A 14,801-nucleotide genomic window follows, 5' to 3' on the forward strand; every position below is an offset into this window, starting at 1 on the left:
AGTGAGGGAACCCGAAGGGCTGGATATGTTGGGGGCGCGCCTTTGACGTGCATGGATGCACTAATGCCGCGGGCGCATGGATGCGCAGGAGCGGCGGAGTTACTTTGCTTTGCCCATTGAGACCAGCCAAACAAAAGAAAAGTAACTCGCCACGCCCGGCGACACGGGCATACAAAAAGCCCGCCTCGGCGGCACCCCACCACACCTATAAACATATTAACGTCCCCGTTCAACCACCGCCCTAGCGGAATTAATCCTAAACTTCCACTGCTTAAACACATCCCCCTCCCGCTCAAGATTCAAACGGCTCGCCACATAATGTAAACGCCGGGTGGCCTCACCGTTGGGCGCCTGGTCAAAGCGCTGCTTTAACCAATACGGCGGTATCGCCTGGTAATACATAGTCGCCTCTACCGTGAGTGGTTCACCACGGTAGTGTGCGGGTAAATCAATACGGTACTGCAACGAGTCCCGACCAATAAAGCCTGTACCCTGATCTTGGTAATCGGGGTCGGTGCCCACAAAATGCGGGTCGGTGGCTTCCATATACTGCGTCATCACCTCGCCTTGTGGCTTAAAGAACGATGAATCGCGCCAGCCATCGGGCAGCAGCCGGTTATCTTTTACGATGTACACGCGGTGAACAAAGCTGGTGGTAAACTCCTGGGCTTTATTGCGGTTTAGCTCTTCGTAAATTTGTACCTGTTTATCGCTGGTAATAACCTGATGATGCGCCTGGTAACAGCCGGCGGGTTGGTTATTCGGGTGCCCGCAATCGCCTTTAGGTAAAAACTCGGTGGCCAGTGGTTGGCCCGAGTGATCGACAATAACACCGGCATCGTTGGTGCGCCCCGAACTCCAGACGATTTCGTCACCGTCTTTTACCAGCAGCTCAATAAACCCGCGCCTAAATGCCACACCGCTGGGAAAGCGGTGCCCGGTTTTGTTTTTAGCCGTTACATCAACCACCAGGGTATTGTCTGCAAAGTGGAGTTTATCGATACTCATATCGACGGTACTGTGACGCGCTTGCTGCTTCATGCTCTCTAGCGCCAAATCAACGCCGGCCTCGGATGCTCCCGTCATATAGCTTTTAGGGGCTACCCCCAGTATTGGCTCAAACTGTTTAAACATGCTTAACAAGAAGGCGTTTAGCCCCACGTGAGTGTGGCGCTTGTACTCTTTGCGAAACGGCACCTCGAGTTCATCGGCCGCTAAGCCGTGGTCGGCATCCGGGTAGTTGCTGTCTTCTATGGTGGCGATTTTGCTGATCAGCTCATCAATGGAAACATCGTCTTTCTCGCTGGCAAAGCTTGAGGGCATGTGGCAATCCTGACAGCTTTGCGCGGTATCACCCTGCGCGAAGGCGCTGTTCTGCCACTCTAAAAAAGTTGCCTGCTCGATGGAGTGCGGGTACTCGGCAAACGCCGGGTCAACCTCGGCAGCTTGCAGAACCGGCAAGCGGGTATCGCTAGAGCCGATGTTAGGAAGGTTAATGGTGTGGCACGTTCCGCACAATTCCGACTTTTGTATAAAGTCGCTTTTGCTGGGCGTTATATTGAGGGCGTGCTCCATGGGCTTTTGTGCCACATCGAAAGGCCCATTAAGAGTGCCCGCATCGCTGGTATCAAAGCGCCCGGTGGAGTTATGAAACAACAAGTACGCCAGCGCTTTATCTTCTATGCCCGTACTGACCCAACCCTTCGGCGGGTTCCAGCTTGCCACGGCTTGCTCGTCTGGCCCGTCAATGCGGTGACACACCATGCAGCTGATGCCATCGCGCCCGAGTGCGCCGTATTGATGGTATTGCTTTTCCTCTAAGCTTTGCGTCTCTCCGGAAGATAGTTGCTCGGTATAGTAAAAAAAATCGGTTTTAAAATTTTTATCCAAGCTCTCGTTTTGATGGGCGTCTAGCGTTAACTGCCTTTGGCCCATGGCGCCGTGGCAACTCAGGCACGTGTTGGTTACCGCTTGCTGGGTTTCTTTTAGCGGGCCTTTTAAACCGGATTCTTCTGGATTTTTGGCGTCTTTATTTAATATTGCCATTTCGCTTTCTAGCTGCGCGTGGAAAATCGGGTCTCGCCCCGCCAGGCCCATGGGTGACCAGCGCCACTCGCCGTACTCTGAAATATCAAAACCATCGCCATACTCGGGGCCGGTGGCCACAAACATGGTGGTGCCAAAGGTGTCGGCACTTAAGCCACCGTGGCAGCCAAGGCAGTTATCCGAGGTGACATACTCCTGCGGCTCACCGCTTTTTTGCACGACGTGATCCAGCCACTGCTGGGGAAACTTTTTAACATCCGCCGCTTTTAATGCCGGTATCTGCGGGAAGGTGTTAAGAAAGGCTTGATTGATGTAATGCTCGTCACCCGTGTTTTCGTCGCTAAACAGCTTGGCGTAGGTCGCCTCATCCATTTGTGAATCGCGATCGTGCTCGTTAAACGAGGCGTCGGCGGCTGCACGCCGAACACGCTGCTGGGTAGACCAAGGCAGTTGCGACAGCGGAATATCGAATATGGTTTTTAGCTCCGGGTCATCGAGCAGCAAGGATAACGGATAGTTAGCGAAGTGGCTGGCAGTGCGCCAGGAGTTATCGTCAAGAAACCGCAGCGGGTCGCCCTTAGCCTCAAACCCCTTAATATTACGCAAGCTGGCAAAGGTTAGCTCATTATCCGCCGAGGCGTGACAGCGTAGGCAAGGCATACCAAAACCGGACAACCGAACGCCGTTGGTCGCCACGTAGGACTTTGCCTTGTTGTTGTTTTCACGGGTATCCAGCTGCGCCTTTACCGCCTCTGTGGTGCTTTGCCGCTTGCCATCTACTAAGGTGGGCGCCGAGACGCTGCCCCAAAACCAACCGTCGCCCGAAGCCTTGGCATCTTTCACCATAACCGTCCAATCCGAGAGCTGCTGCAATCGCAAAGACTCGTATTCATCGGCACTTTTAAGGCGGCGTATATCGCGGTAGATTTGTGCCGGCGCGCCGTACATCTCTTTAATAATCATGGCGCCATCGGGAATCTCACTCTCGATGCCTTTTTCGCGGTTGAGCAACCACGCCATCATATTAGGTGAGTAATAAATTAGCACTGCCGGATGAGTACCATGGTACTGGCCATCAACGAAAGGTCCGGTATCGCGCACCTCTTTGTCGTGGCACCAACCCAACGCCGCGTATTCGCGGTTTACAACCCAAGGGTAAAGCGCTTGCTCGTAATCGACTAACGGGAGGGAGCCGGGCAAGGGTAAAGAGGCCGACGCCGATTGGGGGGCTATCGCGCAATCGAGTGACTGTAGATCAACATGAATAGCATCGCCGTCGGCGCCCTTGGCCGTCACCATGGGTGCCACCACAAGGGCCAGCAGAACCAACACAGCCAATTTTGGTACAACGATTCGAGCAACCATTACGGCTTCCTTATTATTGGGCGCAAGGCCTCACGTAATCTTAAAAGAGGGTCCACCCAGTGTAGTGGATAAAAACGCCATAATCTTAATCTGTAATCGTGTGTAATTTAGTGGCGGCTGAGATATCGGCGCACTTGACGTGCGGGTGCGCCAGAACCAATCCCCCCTAGCACCTTAGTACCCGAGCCATTACACTTCCTATAATCAGCCCCTTGAGCTAACCCTAATCATGCAGGAGCTATACATGAGCACTTATTACCGCCTTTGGATAAGCGCACTCATCTTAGCGCTGCTGTTGGCTGGCTGCGGCAAGCCGGAGCCGCTAGCGCTTGGCACCCTTGAGCGCGACCGCATTGTGCACAAGGCCACCTCAGGGGAAATTATTACCGCGCTGCCGGTCGCCGAGGGCAGCCAGGTAGCGGCGGGCACTTTGTTGGTACAGCTAGATCCGCGCCGCCAACAAGCGGCACTTGATAACGCTCAGGCCGAGCTGATTAAAGCCAACGCGCGTTTTGACGAGCTGCGCAATGGTGCCAGAGTTGAAGATATTGATGCCGCCCGCGCCGAGTTAAACGGCGCGAAAGCCAGCTTAACTTCGGCCGAACGAACCTACCTGCGCGCTCTGCAACTGCGCGAAAAACACGTTAACTCTCAGGCCGATCTCGACCAAGCCGAAGCGGCGCGCGACAGCGCGGCGGCGCAGGTTGAAGCCAGCCGCGAGCAACTACTGGCCTTAACCAATGGCACACGCGAAGAGACCCTGGCGCAGGCCCAGGCGGACGTCAATGCGGCGAAGGCGCAACACCAATTAGCCCAATTAACGCTGGATGAGCTCAGCGTGCGGGCCACGCGCGCCGGCTATCTGGACAGCTTGCCCTGGAACCTGGGCGAGCGTGTAAGCGCCGGCACCCCCGTGGCAATCTTATTAGCCGACACAGCACCTTACGCCCGGGTGTATATTCCGGAGCCGGTGCGGGCCACCCTTAATACGGGCGACACTTTATGGATAACAGCCGATGGCGTGGCGCAGGGTTATAGCGGCACGCTGCGTTGGGTCGCGCGCGACCCGGCTTTTTCGCCTTATTACGCGCTCAACAAATCGGATCGTTCACGGCTGGTGTACCTGGCCGAGATAGATTTAGCCAACGCCGAGCAGCTGCCTACTGGCATGCCGGTACAGGTATACCGCAATGCCCCGTGAGGCCGACGAGGCGGCCATTACCGCCCATAATGTTACCCGTCGGTTTGGCGAGTTTACCGCGGTCGACAACGTCAGCTTAAACATTCAGCGCGGTTGTATTTACGGCTTTTTGGGGCCCAATGGCTCGGGCAAATCCACGTGTATTCGTACACTGTGCGGCCTGCTAGAGCCGAGTGAAGGCAATGTCAATGTACTGGGGCTGGAGATACCCCGCGAGGCCGAAGCGCTGCGTTTACGCATTGGTTATATGACACAAAAGTTTTCGCTGTACGACGATTTAAGCGTGCAAGAAAACCTGAGCTTTATCGGTCAGATTTACGGTTTTAACCGCCGCACTGTGCGCAGCCGCAGCGATGAGTTGTGCGACACCTACCATTTACAGCCCATTCGCAAACAGCGCGTTGGCAGCTTAAGTGGCGGGCAAAAACAGCGTTTGGCACTGGCGGCGGCGGTATTCCACAAGCCCGATTTGTTATTTTTAGACGAACCCACCTCGGCGGTCGACCCGGAAAACCGCCGCCACTTTTGGGAGAAGTTGTTCGATCTGTGCGATCAGGGCACGACTATCTTAGTCTCGTCCCACTATATGGATGAGGCGGAGCGCTGCCATCGTTTGGCCATCCTCAATGCCGGAAAACTGGTCGCCGAGGGAACACCGCAACAACTTATGGACGACTTGGGCGCGCAAGTGGTGGAGGTCGGCGGCGAGCACCTGCGCCAAGTTCGCCAACAACTACTGGATTGCCCCGAGGTACATTCGGCCTCGCAACAAGGCGCGCGCTTGCGAGTACTGGTGGATAACAGGGTGAGCGATCCGGCCGAATTTGTGCGCCGTAGCGCCGAGCTACCCGACGCCGAACTACACCTTACCCACCCAAGCCTAGAAGATGTGTTTGTGACCGTGACCACAGAGGCGTCCGGGCAGCGCAATACCGGAGGCAGCCTATGAATGCTTATCGGCTGCTTGCCATTGCCACAAAAGAGTTTCGTCAGCTGGGGCGCGATCGGCTGACCTTTGGCATGGTGGTGATGATCCCTTTAGTGCAACTGCTGCTGTTTGGTTTTGCCATTAATACCAACGTGCGTAATATTCCCGTGGGCGTGACCGATTTAAGCGAAACAACCGCCGGGCGCTTGATTGCCGCCACCGCCGAGGCCACCGGCGTCGTTGATATCACCCACCATTACCCGACACCGCAACAGGCGCAAAAAGCCATAGCCGCCGGTGAAGTAAGCGCCGTATTGGTGCTACCCAACGATTTAAGTAATCGCTTAGTGCGAGGCGACGTGGTGGGCCAGTGGATGGTGGATGGCTCGGACAGTTTGGTCAGCTCGGCGCTCTTAGGGCTGGCCAATATGCCGCTCGATCAGTTGATACCCGAGCCCAGCGCCGAGCGGCATATCAGCCAACCAACCTTTGCCACCTCCATTTTTTACAACCCCGAGCGACGCACCGCCGTTAATATTGTGCCTGGCTTGGTGGGTGTGATTCTGACCATGACCATGATTATGTTTACCTCGGCGGCGATTGTGCGCGAGCGCGAGCGGGGCAACATGGAGCTTTTGATTACCACGCCCGTGCGGCCCATGGAGCTAATGCTGGGCAAAATTATTCCCTACGTGGTAATCGGCTTTATTCAAACAGCCATTATTTTGCAGCTCGGCCACTGGGTGTTTGATGTGCCTATTAGTGGCGGCATCATCGCTCTTTGTGTGATCACTTTGGTTTTTATCGGCGCCAGTTTAACCCTGGGCCTGATTCTCTCGACCATTGCTAAAACGCAACTGCAAGCAATGCAGATGACCATTTTTGTGTTGCTGCCCTCTATTTTATTAAGCGGCTTTATGTTTCCCTATCAAGCCATGCCCGTGGCCGCGCAGTGGGTTGCCGAGGCGCTGCCCGCCACTCACTATATGCGTTTAATACGCGCGGTTGTGCTGCGCGATGCCGCCCTCGGGCAGCTAACGTTTGACCTGTGTTGGCTGACGGCCTTTACGGTTGTGGGGCTTATTATTGCATCACTGCGCTTTAAAAAGCGCTTGGATTAACACAAAGCGTTTTCTTGCACAGCACCAACGGCCACTACCGGACACTTTACCCCATGAGCAAACCCCTAAACATCGCACTGGCCTCATACGGCATGTCTGGCAAGGTATTTCACGCACCACTGATTGCCGCGCACCCAAACCTAAAGCTTGCCGCTGTGCTGCAGCGCAGCAGCAACACCGCCCACGAGCGCTACCCCGAGGTAACGATCGCCCGCAGTTTTGCCGAGCTTATCGGCAACCCGACTATTGATATTGTGGTGGTCAACACCCCTAATGCGTTGCACTACCCCATGGCCCGTGATGCCTTGCGCGCCGGCAAGCATGTGGTGTTAGAAAAGCCCTTTACCGCGACGATTGATGAAGGCCGCGAGCTGATTGAACTGGCCGAGCAGCTCGGGCTTATGTTAACGGTGTTTCACAACCGACGGTTGCAGTCGGGCTTTAACACCGCACAAAAAATATTGCACGAAAAGCGTTTGGGTAAGATTAATACCTTTGCCGTTACCATCGACCGGTTTCGGCCCGCGCCCGGCCCTAAGAAATGGAAGGAAGAGCCGGGCCCCGGCGCCGGCTTGCTGTACGATTTAGGCTCGCACTTATTGGATGAGTGTTTAATCTTGTTTGGTTTACCCCAGTCGGTTTATGCCGACTTACGCATAGAGCGTGACGGTGCACAAACCTGCGATTACTTTGATGTGCGGCTCGATTACCCCGGCCATAAGTGTTTATTAAAAGCGAGTATGCTTGCGCGCGAGCCGGCCCCGGCCTACGTCATCCACGGCGATCAAGGCAGTTACCTAAAACCGCTGGGCGATGTACAAGAAGCCCGCCTGGCCGCTGGCATGGTGCCGCAAGGGGCCAACTGGGCCGATGAAGCACCCCACGAGTGGGGCCATATTCACACCGATAAAGGCCGTGAAGCCTACCCGACTGTGGCCGGTAATTACCCGTTGTTTTACGATAATGTTTATCGCCATGTAGTGCATGGCGATACCTTATTGGTACAAGCCGAGCAGGCGCTGGTAACGGTGGGAATGATCGAGGTCGTCGAGCGCAGCGCACGGGAGCGCGCCTGTATTGAGCTCACTTAACACGGCTGCCGTGTAACGGTATTTGCCATAAAAAAGCCACCCGGAGGTGGCTTTTACGACAGGAGCTAGCCCTTGGGCTAAGAGAACATTAATCGTTCTCGGGGTAATTCAGCACTGCAATGTAGTGCATATTCACCGCGTCATCACCAACAAAGCCTGGGATAAAGCGAGAATTTTTTAACGCGCCTTCGACTACTTTGGCATCGCGACGAGTGCGACCACGAGCCTCGACAGTCTTAACCGAACTGACTTCACCATCGGCATTTACCTCGCCCACCACACGGGCCAGCTGGCCTTCGTTAAAAAACGGCTTGCCGTTTGCGTTGCCGTCGGCGGCGTAGGCGCTGTACCAGTCGGCCTGATCCAGGCGCTCTTGCGGTGCAACGTAACTAACGCCGTATTCACGCTGTAGCGTACCCAGATTAGGCAGCATCACCACGTTGGGCTGGCTGTCGTTGCGTGAGTAAACGACCCGAAAGCCCATACGCACCGGAACAGCGGTGCCGTCCACTTGCGCAGGTGCAAAGCTTAGCCCTTCGATGGCGCGCTGGGTTTGCCCTTGCAGGTCATCGTAGGCGGCTTTGTCAAAACAGCTGACATTACTGGTCACGCCAGTGGCGGCGATGTCTGCTTGGCAGTACACTGAGATAGTGCGCTGCTCTTGGCGCATTTGCTCAGGAATAACCACTTTTTGGCTCACCTGATCGACCGCATCACCAAACTGAGCGGGTTGGTACATGGAGCTCGCACTGCTAGAAAAAGGCAGCACTACTGCCAGAATCGCCAGTGAACCGAGCACTTTATTGGTTAGAAGTGTTTTCATGCTCAAATCCTCGTCATCTCTGGGGGACATCCCCGACTTCAAATGGGCGCAGCCGGTAAACTGTTTCTGCACCATTGGTATTAAGAATATCACCGGCCCAAGCACGCTATTGTTAATTTATTATTACAGAAATGACTTTTTTTAAATTTTTTTGCGAAAAACACGATTTTTAACGCATTTTTTTTGATTCCACCCCCTTAAACGCACAAAAAACACACAAATCTAGCCATTTTTAGCTAGGCCTATAGCAAAAGCGTCTAAGTAATCCCCTATTTTAATTACCGTTTAAGACAAAAACGTTCGCTTGCGATAGCCGCGAGGGGCAACTTCTTATGCCGAAAGATCGACCCGCTATGGTTAACCGCGTTATTTAACGACACGGAGTCACGATTTTTTGTCGTTGCGTACGCTGAATAAAATGCGAGCTAAACAACACAGCACCATCAGGGCTAACCCCAATGTTTTATCGGAAGCTTTTAACGCAATATAACTATCGACTTTTGATTTGACACGAACGTGCCATAAAGCGGCACCGAAAGGTGCCGCTTGGAAGGTTTTAAAACGTTTACTGAACGATGACCGTTTGTGTTGCAGTATCGACAGCCATATTGCCGGCGGCATCCCAGTAAGTGAAGCTGTAGCTTAAGGTGTCACCGGCCGATAACCCGCTCACCGGGTAGGTGTTTTCACCGCTTGCTTGGGTCATACGTACATTTTGCTGCCCACCACCATTAACGCTGTAATGAATGTCTGCCCAGGAGGACGACTGCACATAAAACGCCAAGGTGTCAGCTGAGGTTTGCTCTACCCCGTAAGGACCGGCGGGAGGCGTAGTATCATCGCCACCGTCACCGGATGTTTGCTCCAAGCGCAACCAGTTAAGATTGAAGCCTCCGGTTTGTACGTCTAAACGCAGGCTTGCGTCTGCATTAATTTGCAATTCGCCAAGGTCGATGGTTTGCCAAACTTGCCAGCCACCGGTAGCGGCGATGTTAGCCGAGACAGATTCGCCACCCTCGCTGAGAGTGAATTGCCCGCCGCCGTTAAGAGACGCCACCCGAGCACTGACCTGATACGTGCCGGGCGCCAGGTTAGTGTCGTATTCTAACCATTCGCCGGGAGTCGTCCAGCCGACGTTAAAACCGCCACCATTATCAGTGGTCGCCTCAATATCGACATCATCCGTGCGATAAGCACCGCCATTGTTACCTACATCGGCGTCCATAAAGTTGCTGTAATCTTCAGCTTCAATCTGCGCGTCTGTGGTGGCACAGCCGAGGGCGTTAACCTGTGCACCACTTGCAGTACCAGGACACTGATCGGTGCCATTGTCGACGCCATCGTTATCGTCGTCGTTACCACCACCCGTGTTAGCATCGCCGCCACCTAGCCAAACAATATCATCGATCGCAATGGCAACATTGCTCGCGGGTGTTGTAGCAGTGCTAAGTATGGCGAATGGGTAGCTGACCGATTGCAGGGCAATAAGCTCACCGGTTAGCTCCTCCACAGGAATGGTGACTTGGCTCCAGCCGCCGTTGCGCACCAATCCGTATTTTTCTTCGCCAGCTGGGAAGTCGATGTAATGCTCGTTGGTGTAGGTATCGGTAATACCAACACGAAACCCGACATTGGCCGGGACTTTAATACGAAAGCTTAAATCACCATCGACAAAATTGCTCATATCCAGCGGTTGACGCGATTGCACGCCGCCGCCAAACCACTGGCCGGGGGCAGTGTAATCCCAGGAGATGACCTCTGAGCCCTCGAACGGCTGCGCATTACCGCCCACCAACGAGTTGGTGCTCCAGATATAAATATCCGAGGTCTCACCGCTTGCCAGCGAGCGGCTGGTATCGGTGCGATCACTGAACACCCCAAAGGTGCCGGTTTCAGGTTCGGAGGGGTTACCCAGGGTCACTTCACCCAGGCCGTTGTACTCGTAGACGCGGACGTAATCGATGTACATTTTGGCGGGCAATGGCGCGGTTACCTGACTATTTTGCAGGGCATCGGTGAAGTTGCCACCGACGGCCAGGTTCATCAACAGATAAAATGGTTGGCGAAATTCGCTCGACTCTTCGTTGACCGGAATCGGCGAATCGTACATATCGTATTCGGTGCCGTTATCGACCACCGAAAAACGCAGCGATTGATCCGTCCAATACAGACGATACGTCACAAAGCGATCGGCCAGTGATGTGCTTGCCAAATAGGCGTTGTCGGTTTCAAATGCGGTGCTGGCGGCGCAGGTTGGGTTGGCCGGAACACAGGCAGCATCGGCATAGAAGATGGCGTTAGAGCCAACAAAGTGGTTGATGTTGGCACCGGAAAATTCCGCATCGATGTAAGACTGTTTGTGCCCCATCTCCATCATGTCAATCTCGCCCTTGGCGGGCCACGGTGACGTACTGGTACCTAACAGCCAAAACGCGGGCCACAAACCAGTATCAAGGTTAGGGACGCGAATGCGCGTCTCGATCATGCCGTATTTCACAGATACGCCATTTTTACTGTCGAGCTTACCGGAAGTAAACGCCCGGTTTTCGACAGATTGATTGCGCGCCTCCAGTACAATCGCGGAGTTTCCTGACTCGCCGGGTACGGGCTCGATGGAGACGTTATCATCTTGGTAATATTCGAGCTCTTGGTTACCCCAACCACACAGTCCGGGGCAGCCATCGCCTTCAATGACGTTCCAGTGGTCGGTGTTTAGGGTGTTAAAGTTGTCCTCCCACAGTAACGGGCCAACTTGTGCCTGCGCTTGGGCGGCAAAACCCAGGCAGGCAACGGCGGTAAAGGCGACAAGGCGCCCAGGTCGTTTACTAGAATCGCTCATAGAGATTCTCCAGGTAGTGATTATTCGTTATGTCCCTGACGGATTGCCGGATACGCTGTGAAGCGATAACCGTAAACCCACGTATTACCTTCTCCAGTGAGCCTTATAGTGAGACGAAAGCGACAACAATGCGTTGCACTTTTACTTTATCGCCAAGGTGTGACACAAAAAGAAGGCCCACTTTGGCACAAGACAGGCTTATAGAAGGGGGACGTCAGTTCAGCGCTTGAGTGCTGACGGGGGCTGCGAGCAATGTGGCGTCGAATATTTTTTGTTTTTGCCCGACACTGAGCGAGCATTCATCAAATACTTTATACCGTGACGGCTGTCACACTGACCATCAGAAATATCCGATACTAAAAGCAAAAAAATGTTTTTTTAATAAAAACACCAAAAAGTTCGCCGCTTTTATGGCACCTATACAAACAAAAAAGCCGCCACCTTGCGGTGACGGCTTGGGCACGATTGCTCGTGCCAGTTGGGCTATTAGCTGTGGTTAGAAGGAGTATTTAAAATCCAGACCCACACCCGTACCCTGCTCTTGCTTAAGAATCGTAACGGCTTCGCCAGCGGAGTTCACCTGCTCAAACTCGCGATCTTGTCCCAGCAAATTGCTCAGCTTAAGCTTCATGCTAAGTGAGTTTGTTGGATAAAAGGTGTAAACAAAATCGATCGAATGAAACGGTTGCTCAAACGCGTCCTGGTGACCGTTGGAGCGGGCCGCATAGTAAACACGATCGCCAAACACATTGTACAAGAGTGAGGCGGTATGCATGCCGTCGGGCGAATCGAAACCCAACTGCACGTTCATCACATACTCAGATTGCCCGGTCATACGTCGCGTGGTGTTGGTAAAACCAAGGCCGTCGGCCGAGACAATTTCTGAGTCGCTTAACGTTAAGTTACCCGAGACAAAAAATCCCGCGCCAACGTCTTTTAAGCCCTCAAACTCCAAGCCGTAAATTTCACCGGACTCCGCGTTGTAAAACTGCAGCAAAATATCATCATCGGAGCCAGGCGCGCGGGTCTGCTCGATAGGGTTTTTAATGTCTTTATAAAACAACGACACCGTAAAGTTATCGCCGCCGGCGTAGAACCACTCGGTACGTAAATCAAAATGGTCCAGCTCCGAGAACTCCAGCAGCGGATTACCCTGCACGCGAATACCTAGCTCTGGGTCGATGTACTCGACATCCGAGATCTCCCGCAAATCGGGACGAACCACGGTTTGGCTTACCGAGGCACGCACCTGGAAGTCATCGGCGCCCATAAAGCCCTGATCCATAAACGTTAGCGCTACCGATGGAAACCAGCCGTCATCCTTAATGGCAAATTTCTGATCCTCTTGCGCCAACTGATCGTTCAGATCGACAATCGAGTCACCGGTATAATCCAATAAATCTACGGGCAGTACTGCTTGGCGGAAGTCCTCGTAGCGTACCCCACCGGTTAAGCGCCAGGTGTAATCGAGGTTAATATCGACCATACCGTAAGCGGCATCGGTCATCTGAGCGGCAATATAACTCTCTTTGCCCAAGCCATTACCCATGCTCAGCTGAAAGTTATTGTCCATATTACCGAGGTTTTCATCGGACAATACCTGCCCAGGCGTACCTTCCATCACATCGCCGGACACACCAGCGGCGTCGATATTGGCGGTATAACCATAATAAGCACGAGACTTATCGTGGTAGCTATAACCCCCGCTAAAAGTCACCAGGTTATCGCCAAAGTTCAAAGGCAGCTCACCGTTCCAGCCGTAGCTTGTAACGTTATCTTCTAGCTGCAAAAACGCAAAGGTGGCCACCGAGGTGGTCGATAGCAAGCGAGTTTTTAGTACCTCACCTGTCATCGGGTCCAGTACGTTAGAAGCTTGAATATTGACTTCGTTAGGTACGGCAGTTTCGGCGCGCGAGTCAGAGTAAAACCAGTCGATCATCAACTCGTCGGCGGGCGTTCCCGAAAATAAGTCAAAATCATGTTCACCGGTCAGCTGGAATATTTCTAAACGACGCTCTTCATAGCGGGTCTGATAGTCCACCACTTGCGAACCATCGGCTTCACTGTTGTTGGAGTCAAAGCCTTCGGTGTAAGAGGCAACGTCTTCGGCGTCGGTAATGTAGTAAGCGCTCGCCTCAATGGTGTGCCTTTCTTGAAAACTCACCCCGGCACTTACGGCGGCTAACTCACGGGTCTCTTCAAATGTGCGCTGCACCTCAGAGTTGATGGTCTCGGGGTTACCCACACCTTTTTTACTCTGATTTTTATTGCGCCACTGATGATCGTACGAAACATTTGCCAAACCGCCAACACGCCAATCATCACCCAGGTACCAAGAGTTACCCAGTGACAGCTTGCCATCAAAATCAGCCGGCAGCGACTTGGGGCTCGTTTGCACATCGCGATCAAGCGATAATAATAAATTGCGGTTTATTTGGTTTGCCTCGGCAACCAGCTCCGGGCTGGGCGAGCCACCAGTGGTGTGCAAGATATTCAGAATGCCGTTGGGGCTTGGATCGCCCTGAAACTGTTGCAGAGCTTGGCCGATAGGCTCGGGCAAGGTGTTATCGACATCACCGCCAGAGTAACTAATTCCATCGTCTTTATTAACAGTGTTCCAGCCGGTGCCAATAGACGCCTCTATGACGACATCGTCTGGCATACCTTTGGTGCGAATATCGATATTACCGCCACCGAAGGTTGCCGGCAGATCGGGCGAATAAGCTTTTTGAACTTTAAGGGTTTTAACAATAGTCGAGGGAAACAAGTCCAACGGCAATACGTTACGCGTTAACTCAGGCGACGGTACCGCCGCACCATTCAACAAGGTGCTTGAGTAGCGCTCACCGAGCGAGCGAACGTAAACGTATTTATCATCGACAACAGTCAAACCGGTAACACGCTCTAGTGCCGACGCGACATCGGCGTCACCGGCGCGAGAAATTTGGTCGAAGCCAAGCACATCAGCGGCAAACGCCTGCTCGATACGCTCATCGACAATAGAATCGGCGCTGCTTTGCAGGCGACCGATGGTCAGCACCTCTTCAATAACCGGTGCCTGAATGCTCACTCGTTGACGCTCGGGCTGCTCGCCGGTTTCGCCATCGGACTGAGCCAGTACCGATTGAGTGCTACCCAAAGCAACGGTGGCGGCAACTACCGCCAGTGCTAACGGGTTTCGCTTGGTAATCATTGTGCGCATTTTAAAAACCTTTTAAGGCGGTTTTCCAAACGGTCTGGGAAGATCCACCCAACGCGCGCTGCAACCTATGCAGACTCATTGTAGCGGTGGACGGGTCTTAAACGATTAGGCTGTTACAGCGTTAACAGCTTGTCTGGTTTTGTTCTGTGGTGAATTCGGTCGTGGCAAGGCGCCCCATAAGAGGC

The 14,801-nt window shown here is 53.5% G+C and carries 8 protein-coding genes; 4 read left to right on the forward strand and 4 right to left on the reverse strand.

Annotated elements, in window-relative coordinates:
• Positions 1-216: 216 nt before the first annotated feature.
• Complete coding sequence (locus ACGHAD_RS15970; protein ID WP_382414828.1) at positions 217-3,411, reverse strand: hypothetical protein; 3,195 nt, start codon at positions 3,409-3,411, stop codon at positions 217-219.
• Between the two features lie 244 nt (positions 3,412-3,655).
• Here ACGHAD_RS15970 and ACGHAD_RS15975 point away from each other — a divergent pair, with 244 nt between their 5' ends.
• Genes ACGHAD_RS15975 through ACGHAD_RS15990 form a run of 4 tightly spaced genes read left to right on the forward strand, consistent with a single transcriptional unit; the run spans position 3,656 to position 7,752 of the window.
• On the forward strand, positions 3,656-4,612 hold the full coding sequence (locus ACGHAD_RS15975) for an HlyD family secretion protein (protein WP_382414826.1): 957 nt from the start codon (positions 3,656-3,658) through the stop codon (positions 4,610-4,612).
• Positions 4,602-5,561 carry an ATP-binding cassette domain-containing protein gene (locus tag ACGHAD_RS15980; protein WP_382414824.1) on the forward strand — a complete coding sequence of 320 codons (960 nt, stop codon included), beginning with the start codon at positions 4,602-4,604 and terminating at the stop codon, positions 5,559-5,561. Before ACGHAD_RS15975 ends, ACGHAD_RS15980 begins: the two co-directional genes overlap by 11 nt.
• Complete coding sequence (locus tag ACGHAD_RS15985; protein ID WP_382414822.1) at positions 5,558-6,661, forward strand: ABC transporter permease; 1,104 nt, start codon at positions 5,558-5,560, stop codon at positions 6,659-6,661. Before ACGHAD_RS15980 ends, ACGHAD_RS15985 begins: the two co-directional genes overlap by 4 nt.
• A 53-nt stretch (positions 6,662-6,714) precedes the next feature.
• Positions 6,715-7,752: a Gfo/Idh/MocA family oxidoreductase gene (locus ACGHAD_RS15990; protein ID WP_382414820.1), complete on the forward strand. Its 1,038-nt coding sequence runs from the start codon at positions 6,715-6,717 to the stop codon at positions 7,750-7,752.
• An 88-nt stretch (positions 7,753-7,840) separates the two neighbouring features.
• On the opposite strand, the gene ACGHAD_RS15995 is transcribed toward ACGHAD_RS15990, so the two are convergent.
• From ACGHAD_RS15995 to ACGHAD_RS16005, 3 genes are all read right to left on the reverse strand, one after another.
• Complete coding sequence (locus tag ACGHAD_RS15995; protein ID WP_382414818.1) at positions 7,841-8,575, reverse strand: hypothetical protein; 735 nt, start codon at positions 8,573-8,575, stop codon at positions 7,841-7,843.
• Between the two features lie 565 nt (positions 8,576-9,140).
• Complete coding sequence (locus tag ACGHAD_RS16000; RefSeq protein WP_382414816.1) at positions 9,141-11,414, reverse strand: carbohydrate-binding domain-containing protein; 2,274 nt, start codon at positions 11,412-11,414, stop codon at positions 9,141-9,143.
• A 496-nt stretch (positions 11,415-11,910) separates the two neighbouring features.
• Positions 11,911-14,616: a TonB-dependent receptor domain-containing protein gene (locus tag ACGHAD_RS16005; protein WP_382414814.1), complete on the reverse strand. Its 2,706-nt coding sequence runs from the start codon at positions 14,614-14,616 to the stop codon at positions 11,911-11,913.
• Between the last annotated feature and the right edge of the window lie 185 nt (positions 14,617-14,801).

The sequence above is a fragment of the Gilvimarinus japonicus genome (assembly GCF_042847215.1).
Classification (GTDB): domain Bacteria; phylum Pseudomonadota; class Gammaproteobacteria; order Pseudomonadales; family Cellvibrionaceae; genus Gilvimarinus; species Gilvimarinus japonicus.